Annotated in this window: 15 protein-coding genes; 3 read left to right on the top strand and 12 right to left on the bottom strand. The window is 48.5% G+C overall.

The genetic code is table 11. From position 1 onward, the window contains the following. Positions 1–98: 98 nt before the first annotated feature. The 8 genes from ACTHTU_RS02530 to gltX all read right to left on the bottom strand — a co-directional run bounded on the left by ACTHTU_RS02530 (position 99) and on the right by gltX (position 7,706). Positions 99–785 (bottom strand): HvfC family RiPP maturation protein, encoded by a 687-nt coding sequence (locus ACTHTU_RS02530; protein WP_440361669.1) that lies wholly within the window; start codon positions 783–785, stop codon positions 99–101. Next, a complete protein-coding gene (locus tag ACTHTU_RS02525; RefSeq protein WP_108699915.1) occupies positions 775–1,617 on the bottom strand; it encodes an HvfB family MNIO-type RiPP peptide maturase in 843 nt (280 codons plus the stop codon). The genes ACTHTU_RS02530 and ACTHTU_RS02525 overlap by 11 nt, the downstream gene beginning before the upstream one ends. Before the next feature lie 86 nt (positions 1,618–1,703). Beyond that, positions 1,704–1,976, bottom strand: a complete 273-nt coding sequence (locus ACTHTU_RS02520) for a hypothetical protein (RefSeq protein ID WP_440361668.1) — start codon at positions 1,974–1,976, stop codon at positions 1,704–1,706. A 111-nt stretch (positions 1,977–2,087) separates the two neighbouring features. Further along, positions 2,088–2,537 (bottom strand): HvfX family Cu-binding RiPP maturation protein, encoded by a 450-nt coding sequence (locus ACTHTU_RS02515; RefSeq protein WP_440361667.1) that lies wholly within the window; start codon positions 2,535–2,537, stop codon positions 2,088–2,090. 223 nt (positions 2,538–2,760) lie between these two features. Continuing rightward, positions 2,761–5,070, bottom strand: a complete 2,310-nt coding sequence (recQ, locus tag ACTHTU_RS02510; protein ID WP_440361666.1) for a DNA helicase RecQ — start codon at positions 5,068–5,070, stop codon at positions 2,761–2,763. Between the two features lie 216 nt (positions 5,071–5,286). Continuing rightward, positions 5,287–5,622: a zinc ribbon domain-containing protein YjdM gene (locus ACTHTU_RS02505; protein WP_440361665.1), complete on the bottom strand. Its 336-nt coding sequence runs from the start codon at positions 5,620–5,622 to the stop codon at positions 5,287–5,289. Between the two features lie 59 nt (positions 5,623–5,681). Further along, positions 5,682–6,023, bottom strand: a complete 342-nt coding sequence (locus tag ACTHTU_RS02500) for a hypothetical protein (RefSeq protein WP_440361664.1) — start codon at positions 6,021–6,023, stop codon at positions 5,682–5,684. A gap of 288 nt (positions 6,024–6,311) precedes the next feature. Continuing rightward, the gene (gene gltX / locus ACTHTU_RS02495; protein ID WP_440361663.1) at positions 6,312–7,706 is read right to left on the bottom strand and encodes a glutamate--tRNA ligase; all 1,395 of its coding nucleotides are present in this window, start codon (positions 7,704–7,706) and stop codon (positions 6,312–6,314) included. A gap of 159 nt (positions 7,707–7,865) precedes the next feature. Here gltX and ACTHTU_RS02490 point away from each other — a divergent pair, with 159 nt between their 5' ends. After that, entirely contained in the window at positions 7,866–8,960 is a 1,095-nt protein-coding gene (locus ACTHTU_RS02490; RefSeq protein WP_440361662.1) for an ABC transporter substrate-binding protein, read from the top strand. 69 nt (positions 8,961–9,029) lie between these two features. Then, complete coding sequence (locus ACTHTU_RS02485) at positions 9,030–9,209, top strand: hypothetical protein (RefSeq protein ID WP_224783274.1); 180 nt, start codon at positions 9,030–9,032, stop codon at positions 9,207–9,209. A gap of 70 nt (positions 9,210–9,279) precedes the next feature. On the opposite strand, the gene ACTHTU_RS02480 is transcribed toward ACTHTU_RS02485, so the two are convergent. Further along, entirely contained in the window at positions 9,280–9,936 is a 657-nt protein-coding gene (locus tag ACTHTU_RS02480; RefSeq protein WP_440361661.1) for a YdcF family protein, read from the bottom strand. A 25-nt stretch (positions 9,937–9,961) separates the two neighbouring features. After that, on the bottom strand, positions 9,962–10,321 hold the full coding sequence (gene arsC, locus ACTHTU_RS02475) for an arsenate reductase (glutaredoxin) (RefSeq protein ID WP_004519164.1): 360 nt from the start codon (positions 10,319–10,321) through the stop codon (positions 9,962–9,964). A 169-nt stretch (positions 10,322–10,490) separates the two neighbouring features. Here arsC and ACTHTU_RS02470 point away from each other — a divergent pair, with 169 nt between their 5' ends. Beyond that, on the top strand, positions 10,491–10,973 hold the full coding sequence (locus tag ACTHTU_RS02470) for a TlpA disulfide reductase family protein (RefSeq protein ID WP_440361660.1): 483 nt from the start codon (positions 10,491–10,493) through the stop codon (positions 10,971–10,973). A 75-nt stretch (positions 10,974–11,048) separates the two neighbouring features. Here ACTHTU_RS02470 and ACTHTU_RS02465 read toward each other — a convergent pair whose 3' ends face one another. After that, positions 11,049–14,069, bottom strand: a complete 3,021-nt coding sequence (locus tag ACTHTU_RS02465) for a type I restriction endonuclease subunit R (protein ID WP_440361659.1) — start codon at positions 14,067–14,069, stop codon at positions 11,049–11,051. A 101-nt stretch (positions 14,070–14,170) separates the two neighbouring features. Then, on the bottom strand, positions 14,171–15,463 hold the full coding sequence (locus tag ACTHTU_RS02460) for a restriction endonuclease subunit S (RefSeq protein WP_049335706.1): 1,293 nt from the start codon (positions 15,461–15,463) through the stop codon (positions 14,171–14,173). Between the last annotated feature and the right edge of the window lie 43 nt (positions 15,464–15,506).

Raw genomic sequence — 15,506 nt, 5'->3', positions numbered from 1 at the left:
CGCTGATACGGAAAGAGCATGCGATTGAATCTATAAACGATTTCAGTAGTATTTTTGTTTTACCGAAACCGACTGCGTCTGTTTCAGACGGCCTTGGTTTATGCCGCAACCAAAATGCCCTGTTCCAACCATTCCGTCCATTTTTGCCTTAATGCATCCTGCCAAGCGTTTTCAGACGGCATGAACTCTGCCAGCATGGTTTGCAGGCCGTTTAGGGAAGTGGGCGTCTCTGCCAGCGTTTCCAGCAATAAGGCGTCGAAATCGTCGAGCGTTTGATACATCACGTCGTCTTCCTTATCGCGCCACACCAAAACAGCGGTTTCCGCCTCCTGCAATTCGTCGGTCACGTCATACTGATAACGGCGCACAAAGGCGGCGGGAAAAAGGATGTAGGCCAAATCGTCTGAATCATCATGAACTGTTTGGCTATCGGTTTGAGCGGTTTCGGCGAGCAGCTGGGTGTGTTCAAAGTCCATCAATGCCAAGAGGTCGTCTGAAAGCGGCAGGCTTTGGCAATATCGGAGGAACTCGCCGGGGATTTCTTGAAAATAGGGGGTTTGGGCGCGCGCGTCGCGGACGAAACCTTCTTTCAGATGGCTCCATTCTTCGCTGTCAAAGTATTGCAGCGTTTCGGTATAACAGCGGTCGATAAAGCTGTGAATATTGTTGCGTATCAGGCGGATATAGACGTTCAGGCGCTCTTGCGGCAATCCGTCTGCGGTTTTGCCTTCGCGTATGGCTTGGGCAAAGCGGTGTTGGTATTGGGCGGAGGTTTCAGGCTGCATGACGGTATTCCTTTCCGGCACGCATTTGATAGTCGGCGATTTTAGCGACTTCGGCTTCGAGTTCGGCAAAAGGCGGAAAATTGAAATCGCGTTCCAACAGGGTGGGCGGAATCGTCGGCAGTTTGGCATAGGCCAGTTCGAGCAAATCCCAAACAGTCGGCAATACCGCCGCGCCATGCGTATCAATCAATAATTCCGGCGTTTCGACGTCATGTCCGGCAATATGGATATAGCACACGCGCCCTGCATCCACATTTTCTAAAAAGGCTTCGGGCGACAACAGGCCGTGGTTGACGGCGTTGACGTAAATATTGTTCACGTCCAAATGAATGCCACAGTCGGCTTCACGGGCAACCGCGTTAAGGAACTCGACCTCGTTCATCTCGGCAAGCGGAGAATGCAGGTAGTAGGAGGTGTTTTCCACGGCAATACGGCAGCCCAACCGATCCTGCACTTCGCGGATACGGCGCGCGGTATGTTGTACCATTTCTTCAGTGAAAGGCAGCGGCAACAAATCGTAAAGATGACCGCCGTCGTGGCAGTAGCTCAAATGGTCGGAGAAAAACGTGCAGTCATAACGGCGCATCATTTCTTTGATTCCGTCTATCAAGGCGGTATCCAGCGGGGCTTGTCCGCCCAACGACATGGATAATCCGTGCAATGCCAGCGGCAGCCGCTCCGCCACGCGGTCAAACTGTTTGCGCGCCCTGCCGCCCATTTTCAGCCAGTTTTCGGGGGCGGCTTCGATAAAGCGTATCGGGCTGTCGTCTGAAAGCGAGAGGAAGTCTTCCGCCAAGTCGCGGCGGTAGCCCAAGCCTGCGTGTTGAATCATGGTGATGTCCTGTTATGATGCCGTATGAACGACAAAGTCGCATTTTCGTTTATAAAATGCGACTTTGTTAAAGGTATGTTGCGGGATTATTTAGAACCGCATTTACCTTCGCCGCATTTACCTTCTACTACTTTGGCAGCTTTGGCTTTAGATGCTTTGCCTTTTTTGGCGTGTGCTTTTTTCATGGCCGCGCCGCAAGAACCTTCACCGGCTTTGGCAGCCGCGCCGCAAGTACCTTCGGCAGCTTTAACAGTTTTCTCAACGGCCACGTCGCTGGCGGCTTTATCAGCGGCAACAACACTGGCAGCCAGAGACAGGGACAGTGCACCGGCCAGAGCAGCAGCTACATTTTTTTTCATTTCAACTTCCTTTTTAAAATATGGGTTTTAAAACAAATCAAGGGATAATATCGGGCATTTAAAGTCGGCCCGCGACCATTAATCCTTAAAGATAATCCTTAAAGATAATCCTTAAAGATAATGCTTGATGCGGCAACAGCGTTTCTTCAGCAGTGCATCCAAAGACAGACGGCCTGCGCCCTGCAATAGGACAGGAAATAAAACCACCAAATAAATCAGTGCCATTTTATAACCGTTGTCGCACACATTGTAACCCAAGCCGGCATGTACCGCAGACCATGCGACAGCCGTCACGACCATCAATCCCAGCGCGGACAACCGCGTTGCCAAGCCGACGATGAGCAGCGCAGGCAAAACCAGTTCCGCCCACATGGCCAAATTCCAGTTGACCGTATCCGGCAACAAATTGAACGGAAAGGGAAATTGACTGTTTATTTCTGCAAACCAGTTTTCCCCGTTCCATTTTTCCAGGCCGGATTCAAGAAACTCATACGCGGCAAACAGCCTGAGCGTCAACAAACCGAAAGCAGCCTGCCAAGAGGGGTTGGATGAGGTGTTCATTTATTTTCCTAATCGATGTGTGTCGAATGGGATGGGACGAAAAATCCATCGGCACCATCCCATCTTTCATGCCTGTTTAGACGCGGCTGCTTTAAAAAACTGACAAAACAAATGAATATATTTTCTTATTCATTGTTTTATAAAGATTAAAAATTCAAAAAGGCGGTCTGAAACACCATACTTGATTGGGTTTCAGACGGCCTTTGATGATAATCGCGGTCAATTAATCCGCTTGTTTGCACAATTCGACAATTTCCGCGCCGTATTTATCGGTTTTCTCCTCATTCATACCGTGGATTTCCGCCAACTCCGCCAAATCTTGCGGCCGTCGGGCGGCAATGGCGCGCAGGGTAACTTTGCTGCATATCTGATAGGCTTCGAGGCCTTCATGGCGGGCAGTATCGATGTTCCACTGAAGCAGACGGCGCATCAAGCGGCGTTTGCGTTTATCCTCTTCGCCCAGGCCGTCTGAAAACGGGCGGCAGATGTTTAAAATGCCCTCTCCGTATTGCTCGATACGTTTTTCGCCGAGTTTATACACGCCCAAAAGGTCGATGGGTTCGGCAGGCGTATTGGTCAGCAAATCGTCCATGCTTTCGTTGGAGAATACCGTTCCCAGCGTTACTTGATCGGCACTTGCCTGCTGCTCGCGCCAAGTTTCCAAAACCTGTTTTAAGGCCTGTTCGCGCTCGCCCAAATTGTGGATAACTTGTGCGCTGTCTGTGGAAACCGTACCGGCTTCAGCCGTTTCGCAAACGTCAAGTATCTCCAAACCGAATTTATTGATTTTTGCCTCTCCCAAGCCGTAGATTTGATGTAAATCTTCCAAACTTCGGGGCATTTTTTCGACAATATCGCGCAGGGTTTTGTCGCCGCAAACCACATAGGCCGGTACTTCCTCCGCCTGGACGCGTTGTTGCCGCCATTGGCGCAATGCCTGCCACAAACGCTCTTCGCGTTCCGTACGCAACCAATCGTCTTTCGGCTTTTGAGTGGCCGTTTTTTCGCGGCGCAGGGGGCGCAGCATGACTTCGGTTTCGCCCTTGAGGACTTTTTTTGCCGCTTCGGTCAGCTGCAGGGCTTGATGCTGCTCGACGTTGACGGTGAGATAGCCCAGGCTGATGCACTGGCGGATAACGCTGCGCCATTCCTTGTCGGTCTGTTCGCTGCCGATGCCGAATGTGGATAACTTGTCATGGCCGTTGCGCAGTATCCAATCGTCGCTTTTACCGCGCAAAAGGTTGGTGATGTAACCGGCGGCAAAACGTTGTCCGGCGCGGTACACGCAGCTGAGTAATTTTTGCACCAACACCGTACCGTCAAACCGTACGGGCGGATGCAGGCAGTTGTCGCAATGGCCGCAGGATTCGGATTCTTCACCGAAATGTTTGAGCAGCAGCACGCGGCGGCAGGCGGCGGTTTCGCAGACGGAAAGCATGGCGTCAAGTTTTTGCATTTCGATTTGCTTTTGCACTTCATCGCTGTTGCCTTCGGCAATCCGTTCGCGCAGCAACACCCAATCGTTCAAGCCGTAACACAGCCAACTCACAGCAGGCAGCCCGTCCCGGCCGGCGCGCCCCGATTCCTGATAGAAATGTTCGACACTTTGGGGCATATCGAGATGGGCGACAAAGCGCACGTCGGGTTTGTCTATGCCCATGCCGAACGCCACAGTCGCCACCACAATAATATTGTCTTCATGCGTAAAGCGGCGTTGGTTTTCCTCGCGCACGTCCATGCTCAAACCGGCATGATACGGAATCGCCTCCAAGCCGTTTTCACACAAAAACTGCGCCACATCCTCGACTTTTTTGCGGCTTAAACAATACACAATGCCGCTTTGCCCATGCATCTGCTTGCGGATGAAATCCAGCAATTGTTTTTTGCCATTATTTTTTTCGATAACCTGATAATAAATATTCGGGCGGTCAAAGCTGGAAATAAATTCGGGCGCATTGTCCAAGTGCAGATAATGCTTGATGTCGGCGCGCGTGGCCGCATCGGCGGTAGCGGTCAGGGCGATGCGCGGGACGTTCGGATAGCGTTCGGCAAGCATGCCGAGCTGTTGATATTCGGGGCGGAAATCGTGTCCCCATTGGCTGACGCAATGCGCCTCATCAATGGCAAACAGACTGACGGTTTGTTGGTCGAGAAAACGCAAAAAGCGGTCGGTAACCAAGCGTTCCGGAGCGACATAAAGCAGTTTCAGACGGCCTTGAGCAAGCTTGTCGGCAATATCGCGCGCCCCATCTGCCGACGTACTGCTGTTGACTGCCGCCGCTTCAATCCCGGCCACATGCAGGCTGGCCACTTGGTCGTTCATCAGCGCAATCAGCGGCGATACGACAACCGCCACGCCTTCGCGCATCAGCGCCGGAATCTGGTAACACAAAGACTTGCCCCCGCCTGTCGGCATCAGCACCATCAAACTCTCGCCGCCGGCCAAAGCATTGACGATAGCCTCCTGCTTGCCACGAAATTCGGGATAACCGAATACTTCGTGCAAAATCTGTTTGGCGGTCGGCTGAGGCATAATGGTTCCGTAGAATAGGGGAAAGCGTTATTTTAACGGTTTTACACCCGCGTATGTGCGGAACATTTTTCCGCCGCTTTTTCAGACGGCCTGAAATTCAACTCTATTAAATTTATTTAATTTTAAATAAAGATTTGTTCTATTTTGAATGAAATATATAAAGGCCGTCTGAAACCTGATATTAGGGTTTCAGACGGCCTTTCAAAGATAAAATCTTTAGGCTTTTTTGACGAACTCAGATTTCAAGTTCATCGCGCTGCCATCGATTTTACAACCGATATTGTGGTCGCCCTCTTGCAGGCGGATGCCTTTGACTTTGGTGCCTTGCTTGATGACCATAGAGCTGCCTTTGACTTTCAAATCTTTAATCAAGACAACCGTATCGCCATCTTGCAAGACCGCGCCGTTGACATCTTTGACTTCCAAGTCATCATCGCTTGCAGCCGCAGCATCGGCCTCGTTCCACTCATGGGCGCACTCAGGGCAAACGTATTGAGCGCCGTCTTCGTAAGTGTATTCGGAGTGGCATTTCGGGCAGGGAGGTAGGGACATGAGGTTTCCTTATAAATATGATAAAAGAAGCGTAAAACGCAAATAATACAATGTCTAAATTATTGATTCGCCTTGCTGCCGCCTGCGCCGTAAACGGCATTCCAAGCCGCGTCCAACATCTGGCCGGCTTGTTGTAGCTTGGCATTTTGCTGCTCTTTCTGAGCCAAGGCCGTCTGAATTTCGCCTTTCAAACGGTTAATATCGGATTGCGCAGCCTGCAAACGGCGCTGCGCACTTTCCAAATCGCTTTGCAGGGAAATGATTTTGCTGTCGTTGCTGTTTTGCTCATTCAAAGCGGCACGGTAAACCGATTGGACGGACAGTAAACGGTCTTCCGCCTCACCGGCATACGCCGCGGCGGCGACAGATAGCATCATCAGGGCAAGTAAGGTTTTTTTCATGGGTTTTCCTTTAAAGTTGTTGATTTGTAAAGTAAAGCGCAGAGCCGATTTTTCAGCCGCCAATTTTACATAATATGCTGGTTAGTCTTTATTCTTGATGGCTTATTTTATCCAATCCGGACATTCAGGCTTCCGATAAAAGTTAATTCAATCAACTGTTGTGGCAGGCAGGCGGCTATTATTTTCTCATATTCTCCGCCTTATTCCATTATTTTCTGGTTTTATTAGAAAAGGCCGTCTGAAAACTTGGCATCCCCAGTTTTCAGACGGCCTTTTATCATTCATGCCTTACGAACGGATCCGTTTCAACACTTCTTCTTTGCCGATTAAAGCCAATACGGCATCGACGCTTGGGGTTTTTGCCGTACCGCAGACAGCGAGGCGCAGGGGCATACCGAGTTTGCCCATTTTGATGCCTTCTTCGTCGCAGAAAGGTTTGAAGAGGTCGTGGATGGCTTCGGCGTTCCAGTCTTCCAGCCCTTCGAGGCGTTCGGCAAAGCGCAGCATACGGGCGGCGGCTTCGTCGTCCCAGTGTTTCTGCACGTCAGCTTCGGCAGGGGTTTGTTTGACGTAGAAGTAGAGGCACTCGTCAGCAAGCGTGTTCAGATCTTGGGCTCGGTCTTTGACCAATGCCAACACGTCTTCCAAAGCAGGCTTGCTTGTTTCATGGATATCGCGCAGGGCGAGGCGCGGTTTCACCATTTCGGCCAGTTTTTCGTTGGCGGTGATTTTGATGTGTTCGCCGTTGATCCAGTAGAGTTTCTTCAAATCCATGCGGCTTGGGGATGGGGAAACGTCTTTCAAATCAAACCATTCGATGAATTGTTCCATCGTAAAGAACTCGTCGTCACCGTGTGCCCAGCCCAAGCGTGCCAGATAGTTGAGCATAGCTTCGGGCAGGATGCCCATTGCGCCAAAATCGGTGATGGCAACGGTATCGCCGCTGCGTTTGGAGATTTTTTTGCCTTGTTCGTTGAGAATCATGGGCAGGTGGCCGTATTCGGGTAGGGTGGCGCCAATGGCTTTTAAGATGTTGATTTGTTTCGGCGTGTTGTTCACATGGTCGTCGCCGCGGATAACGTGGGTAACACCCATGTCGTAGTCGTCCACCACGACGCAGAAGTTGTAGGTCGGCGTGCCGTCGGCGCGGGCGATAATCAGGTCGTCAAGTGCTTCATTGGGGATAGAGATTTCGCCTTTGACCAAGTCCGTCCATTTGGTCACGCCGTCCAGAGGCGTTTTGAAACGGACAACAGGTTGCACGTCGGCAGGGATTTCGGGCAGGGTTTTGCCTTCTTCCGGACGCCAGCGGCGGTCGTACGTCGCCGTGCCTTCTTTTTCGGCTTTCTCGCGCATGGCTTCCAGCTCTTCTTTGCTGCAATAGCAGTAGTAGGCATGGCCTTTTTCTAAAAGTTCGGCGATGACTTCTTTATAGCGGTCGAAACGGCGGGTTTGGTACACGACGTTGTCGGCGTTGTCGTAGTTCAGGCCGACCCATTTCATGCCGTCGAGGATGATGTTGACGGATTCGGCAGTAGAGCGCGCCAAGTCGGTGTCTTCGATACGCAATAGGAACTCGCCTTTATGATGGCGGGCAAACGCCCATGAAAACAAGGCGGTGCGTACGCCGCCGATGTGCAGGTAGCCGGTGGGGCTGGGGGCGAAACGGGTTGTGACGGTCATGATGGCTCCAAAGTCTTTGAAAACAGGTATTTTACTTTTTCGGCAAGGTTTAAACAATGTAAGGCCGTCTGAAAATAATGTCGGCGCAGAAGGAACGTCTGGGAACTTTTCTCCTGAAAATAAGACAAATGATAATTATTTCTTTGAAAGTATCCGCTCATGAACAAACGCGCTTTATTTGCCGCCCTCGCCCTCCTGCCCCTTTTTGCCCAAGCCGAAATCAAAACTATCAAAGACGTATTGGGACGCGAAGTCAAAGTCGATGTCCCTGTCAAACGCGCGGTTTTGGCGTTTTACTATCCCGACTATATCGCGGTAACGGGCGCGGACAAATTTAAAAACGTCATCGGAATTTCGCGTGAGTTTTGGGAGAAATTCAATCCCGGCAGCTGGGCGATGTTCAAACAGAAGCTGCCTACGCTGCAAAACATTGCGGACATCGGCAACATCAGCACCGGCACGTTTTCACTGGAGAAAACGCTCGCGCTCAAGCCGGACGTATTGATTCTGGCCGACTGGCAGTATAAGGCCGTCGCCACCCACCTGCCGCGCATTGAAGCGGCAGGCATACCCGTCGTCGTGGTCGATTTCAACGCCGAAACCGTCGCGCGGCACACGCGCAGTGCGGAAATTTTCGGCGAACTCAACGGTACGCAGGCGCGCGCCCAAAAAATTGCCGCCGAATACGCCCGAGGCATTGCTGACATCCAAAAACGCGTCGCGCGCGCCAAGCAGTCCAAACCGAAAATCTATATCGAGTTCGGCGACAAAGGCCCGTCCGAATACAGCTACACCTTCGGCAAAGATATGTGGGGCGCGATTGCCGACACAGCAGGCGGCAACAATATCGCCGCGCCTTACGTTAAAAACTGGGGACCGATAAACCCTGAAAAATTCCTGACGGCCAAACCCGACGTCATCGTCATTTCGGGGACGGAAAACGGCCATAAAGACAAGCTTGGCATTATGGCGATGGGCATAGGCATCAGCCAGGCCGATGCGCAACGCCGCCTGGCCGGATTTGTCAAACGCAAAGGCTGGGCAGACATTCCTGCCGTCAAAAACAAACGCGTTTACGGCATCTACCACACCGCCTCCCGCTCGCTCACCGATTTGGCCAGTGCGCAATTTATCGCCAAAACCCTGTATCCGCAGCAGTTTGCCGACATAGACCCAAACAAGACCTATCTGGACTTCTACCGCAAATACCTGCCCGTCGTGCCGGACGGTACGTTTTACATCCGATTGAAATAGCGGCTGCAAAAATCATAGGCTCAGGCTCCGGTCGTCAGCATCAGCGAATGGTTGGTAACCAGCTTGATTATGATGATTCCGCTGGTCAATCTGATCATGATGTTTGTGTGGGCATTCAGCTCAAACACCAATCCGAATAAAGCCAATTATTTCAAGGCTGCCTTAATTCTGTTTGCCATCGTAATGGCAATTTATCTGGTGCTGGCCGTAGTCTTTTTGGGCAGTATAGCTGCAAATCAATATCAATAAGTAAGAATACATTTAGGCCGTCTGAAACCTAAAAGGCTTCAGACGGCCTTTTGTATGGCTTGCCCAAGGCTCAACTGCTTATCCAATTCCAAACCGCATCGCTCCATTTGCCAATACGGTAGAGAAACAAAGAATAGCTCTCCTGCATCAGGAACTTGGCTTTCTTGCTGCGCTCGTCAAAGCGCGTGGTCGGTGTGGCGGAGAACTGCGCATCTGACAAGCCCAAATCGGTGGCCATTTCTTCGGCGCGCGCCAAATGATACGGGTCGCTGACAACGATAATGCTGCCGACTCCGTTGGCGTGCATGATGGGGACGATATTGCGCAGGTTTTCGTAAGTGTTGCGCGACGTGTTTTCAAACAGGATATTGTGCGCCGGTATGCCCTGCTTGAGCGCGTATCGGCGCCCCACTTCGGCTTCGGTCATGAATCCTTTTTTGGGCGTACCGCCGGTGAAAATGATTTTGCCGACCCGATGGCTTTGGTAGAGCGTAATGGCGTGGTTGATGCGCTCACGGAATACCGGCGACGGGCGTTTGTCCCACGCCGCCGCACCCAACACCACCGCCGCATCAGCATGAGCGTCCTTCGGCAAGGTTTGCAAACCTGTCCGGTAAATCTGCCATGTGCCGCTCAAAAAAATACCGCACACCAACAAAACGCTCAAAGCAAGGCCGCGAAACAGGTAATATCGCAGGCCATTACGGCTTTTAAGCAGGGAAATCATCTTCAGACGGCCTTATCCAACCCCGTCAGCCGAGTAGGGCGGCAATGTTTTCCAACGGGCGGCCGATGGCTGCGCGCGTAGGCGTTACCAAAACGGGACGCTCGAGCAGGGCGGGGTGTTCGGCGATTGCCTGAAGCAGGGCGGCATTGTCCAAATCGGGATTGTCCAAACCCAATTCTTTGTACAAATCGTCTTTCGTACGCATCATGCCGCGCACTGATTCGATGCCGAGTTTGGCAAACATATCCTGCAAAGTCGCCAAATCAGGCGCGGTATCCAGATATTTGACCACATCGGCGGCAACGCCTTTTTCTTCGAGCAAAGCCAGCGCGGCACGCGATTTGCTGCAACGCGGGTTGTGATAAAGTGTGAATTCAGACGGCATGAAAGTCTCCGTATTATTGCAAAATCATTCAATGATGGCGGTTATTATCGTCTGCAACTGATTTTTACTCAAACTTTTTACCTGATATCTTGATACGAATCGGTAGGCATGCCCACCAAACCGTTTTACAATAAACACAATTTTGATTGGCAACCTCAAGGATACAACCATGAAAGCCTTAAACGCCCTTCTACTGTCCGCCACCGTTTTTACCGCTGCGCCGGCCTTTGCCGCCGACGAAACGGCAGGTTGGCAGGACAACAAACCGCAAAGCCTGGAATCGCTCAAAGCCCCCGTGCGCGTGGTCAACCTTTGGGCAACCTGGTGCGGCCCCTGCCGTAAAGAAATGCCCGCTATGTCCGCATGGTACAAAGCGCAGAAAAAAGGCAGCGTCGATATGGTCGGCATCGCGCTGGATACCACTGACAACATCGGCAAGTTCCTAAAACAAACGCCGGTCAGCTATCCGATTTGGCGTTACACCGGCGCCAACAGCCGCAACTTCATGAAAGCCCACGGCAACAACGTCGGCGTATTGCCCTTCACAGTCGTCGAAGCGCCGAAATGCGGCTACAAACAAACCATCACCGGCGAAGTCAACGAAAAAAGCCTGACCGCCGCCGTGAATTTGGCCAAAACCAAATGTAAATAAAACAGCGGATAGGGTGCTTAACCTACGCTGATACCGAGGCCGTCTGAAACCCAACCGTTCAGACGGCCTTTATTTCTACCTAGCCAAAGCTCGTTGCAAACTCTGCGTCCAAGCGGTTCTAAATGCGGCATCTTTCGCAAAAAGTTTGTATAGCTCTAGTTCATCCCGATGGCGTTCGCTCATCACATCGCGCAAAATGGCTTGGAAAGCTAATTCACGGGTATGAACATCCGGGTTATTTTGATATTTCTGCTCAAAGTCTTTATGGCTACGAATGCGTTCAGTAATATTGATAAATTTTACCCGTTGTTCATCCGGCGTTGCGCTCCAATCTTGAAACCATCTTTCGTTAAATACACGAATAATTTCATCAATCGGATCTTTTTCTTTATCTTCACCATGCGTGCCGCGTGGATTTGGATTTTGTGGGTCAAGCTCTGTTTCTTCATCATCTAATTTAATGCTGTAATTCAGTTTAGTACGCGCCAAGCCGTAAGAGCTTAAATCCACAGCATCTAAAATTTCATCAAATTCATCCATCGGATCTTGTACTTTTAATTTTGGTACTAAGAATTTGAGGAACCAATAAAGCTTCTCCCAAGCAATATTTTCAAAATTGATGATGGAGGCCATTTGCCCGTAAATTTTTAAAAACTGCTTTGCCTTGATTTTAAAATCGACTTTTTGGGTTGGCTCAAGCGCCAACTCATGATCGAAACGTTGAACCGCTACATCAATGATACTGCTTAATTGCTGTGCGTCTTTATTGGCAAAATAGCCTTCAGTAAAATCGTTGACCTCCGCTTGTTCATACACGCCGGTTTCATCCAACTGATCTTTCAAATCATGCAAGACATTGACATCGGTTGCTTGCGACAACGACGTAGAAGTATAAAACGGCTCAAATGCTTGCTGAATATCTTCAACGCTGTTAAAAAAGTCCAATACAAACAAATCTTCCGTGCGTTTTCCCAACTTATTCGCACTACGATTTAAACGAGATAAAGCTTGCACACAAAGTACACCGGAGAGTTTCTTATCCACATACATCGCACACAATTTCGGCTGGTCAAAACCGGTCAGATATTTATTGGCCACCACCAGCAAACGATATTCATCTTGATCGAAATACTCTTTGGTTTCACTTTCCGCAAACCCATTCATTTCCGCTTCAGTGTATTCAACGCCATCAACCACTTTACTGCCTGAAAACGCAATCGCAATTTTAAATGGATTGCCTCGCTCAGCCAGCAATCGTTTCAACGCCTGAAAATAGCGAATGGCGGTTTCAATATTTTGCGTTACCACCATTCCCTTGGCTTTGCCTTTGAGTTTTTTACGGTTAAAGATTTGCTGGATAAAATGATCCAGCATGATTTCCGCCTTGGTATCAATCGTTTGTTGCGAACGCTCTACATAAGCTTTCAGACGGCTTTGTGCCTTCTTACTATCAAACTCCGGATTATCTTCAATCGATTTGGTGATTTCATAAAAACTTTTATAAGTGGTGTAATTGGCGATCACATCCAAAATAAAGCCTTCTTCAATCGCCTGTTTCATGGAATAAAGGTGGAACGGCTTAAATTTACCATCCGCCTGTTTCTCGCCGAATTTTTCCAAAGTGCTGTTTTTCGGTGTGGCGGTGAAAGCAAAATACGACGCATTGCCGCGCATTTTGCGGGATTGCATGGCTTGTAAAATCAAATCTTGCACATCTTCGGCATCAAGGTCTTCCGTTTTGCCGATGGCTCGGTTCATATTGTCATGTGCAGAACCGGATTGTGAGCTGTGCGCCTCATCAATAATCACCGCAAATTGTTTGTCGCCCAAATCAGCAATGCCATCCACAATAAACGGGAATTTCTGAATTGTGGTAATAATGATTTTTTTGCCCTGCTCAAGGGATTGGCGCAATTCTGCCGAACTCAACGCCGGCGCAACAATGTTTTTCACTTCTGAAAAATCTTTGATATTGTCGCGCAGCTGCTTATCCAGCAAACGACGGTCGGTAACGACAATCACCGAATCAAAAATCGGGCGGTCTGCTTCTCTACCGTTTGCCGCCTTTTCATTGCGCGGATAAGCCTCAATCAACTGATACGCCAACCAAGTAATGGAATTAGATTTGCCCGAGCCGGCAGAATGCTGAATCAGATAGCGTTTGCCCACGCCCTGTTCACTGACATCAGCAATCAAACGGCGCACCACCTCTAATTGATGATAGCGGGGGAAAAAGAGCGAACGTTTCTCTAGCGGATCTTTGGTTGAACCATCTAAACGCATAAAATGCTGAATAATGTTGGCAAGGCTGGCTTTGCTGAACACCTCTTGCCACAAATACGACGTGCGGTGTCCGTTTGGATTCGGCGGATTGCCCTTACCGCAGTTGTTGCCCAAATTAAACGGCAAGAAAAACGTAGCAGGCCCCGCCAATTTGGTGGTCATATAAGCTTCTTCCGTATCTAAGGCAAAATGCGCCAAACAACGTCCGAAATGAAACAGCGTTTGGCTTAAATCTCGGTTGCGATATTGTTTTTGGGCATCAATGGCCGTCTGACCCGTCCAATGGTTTTTCAGCTCAAGGGTAATAATCGGCAAGCCATTAACAAACAGCACCATATCCACCGTTTCATTGCTTGATGCAGAATAAGGCACTTGGCGCATACAGCTAAACAGATTCTGTTCAAAACGCTGCTTGACCTTTTCGCCGCTGCTGGCAAGTGGAACGGGGTAGAGCAAATCAAAATGGGCGCTATCAATATCCAAGCCTTTTTTCAGTAGGTGCAAGACACCGTTTTTCTTCATTTGGCGGTCTAACCGCTCTAGAATTTTACGTTGCCAATCGTTTGGATTGAGCTGTTTAAAACGGGCAAGTTCTGCCTCTTGGCTGGTTTGCAGGAATTGCCAAAACAGGCGCGTGTCCATCGCAAACTGCGCATCAAAATCCTGTGAAAATGCCAGCTCAAAACCATGATGGCGCGGCAGGTATTCTGCCTTCGGCTCGCCCAGCTTGTTTTCGCTGTTTTCACGCCAAGTGCCGGTTAAAGCTTTTTCGATGGCAATTTCTAAATCTTTTTCCTTAGTTCCTGAAACCATTTTTCACCCTTTTGTGAATGTTTTAAAATTTATTCATTACGCCCAAGTTGCGCTGCCAATATTCAAAATTCATCAGATTTTTTGACCGCACTTTAAACACGCTATACTCGCACCTTGCCGGTTACCACATCGTTAATCAATACGCTTTTGTATTCTTTCAGCTTTTCAATATGGGCTGTTTTTAATGCGATGGCTTGGTCAATTTTGGCTGCTTGTTTATCGAGGTAAATAGCAATTTTTTGTTGTTCCTCTAAATCTGGTAACGGAAGATAAAAATTTTTGATTGCTTGAAAATTTAGTCCCTCACGCCCACCGCCTTGTTGAAAGAACCAGATTTGTTTTTGTCCAATCTCTGAGGCTAATAGCATATTCAAAAAGATAGTATTAATTTTTTTATTTGGACGAATAATACAAACATGTTGGTTCACATTCATTTCTTCATTTGAATCTACATAAAAACAACGTCCTAAAGATCCCCCCGTAATATTTAAAAGAACATCTCCTTTACGTACCTTACTATTTTTCATTGAATTATGTGTAAATTCAGAAATTCTTGCTACATCATTTAAATCAATGCGATCAAAGTGTATATTTTGACTGCGTAATAATGGTATGCCACCATCAATATAATTTGAACCACCTCCTAAAGGGGTAATTCCACTACCTATTTTGGAAGTAACATGTTTAATTTTCTTCACTTCCCAATGCTCCGGCACTTGCCCTATCCACTCCACACCGGAATCTTTTAACGGCACATCAGGGTTTAAGCCACGGGTTACGGCATTTTGAATCAGAATCTGCTTGTGCTCTTTCAACAGGGCAATCTGCTTTTCCGCCAAATCCACCGCCTGATCGATTTTAGCGGTTTTATCGTCTAGGAATTGTGCGATTTTTTGTTGTTCGGAGAGAGGAATATCAATAATAGGTAACCGTTTAAAGTCTAAAAAACTTAAATTCTGTCTCAGTCCAGAACCAAATTTATAAAGTACTTTAGTAATGTCTAAAGTATGAAGATAATAATGTAAAAATTTAGCAGAATGATTATTTATAACCTTTAAATTCAGATAAGCACTCGTAATAATACCTTTATCTTTTGCTAACCCTGTTCGTAAACTAGTTTGATCGTTTTGCAAATCAGTACAACGAATAATAATATCGTTTGGTTCTACAATCTGATAGGTTTCAAATGATTCAGGAACAAGGCCAACTAATTTTTCCTCAGGTTTTATAATTATTTGACCATAACTCAATGAAAGAACAGTTTTTTCTTTCATTCCTTTATTATCACGTTTATTTTCTCTGAATACATTCATTCCTATAGTTAATTCCCACTGACTCGGTATTTTCCCCAGCCATTCCACGCCCGAATCTTTGTAACTCTCGTATCGTCTCATTTGCAAAAAATCCTTAAAATCTGACCGCTTGTATAGGGTGCAT

The sequence above is a fragment of the Neisseria sp. P0020.S005 genome (assembly GCF_051957055.1).
In the GTDB taxonomy this organism is placed as follows: Bacteria; Pseudomonadota; Gammaproteobacteria; order Burkholderiales; family Neisseriaceae; genus Neisseria; species Neisseria subflava_A.
Note: the sequence above shows the minus strand (reverse complement) of the source record. Positions and strands in the feature narration are given on the sequence as shown.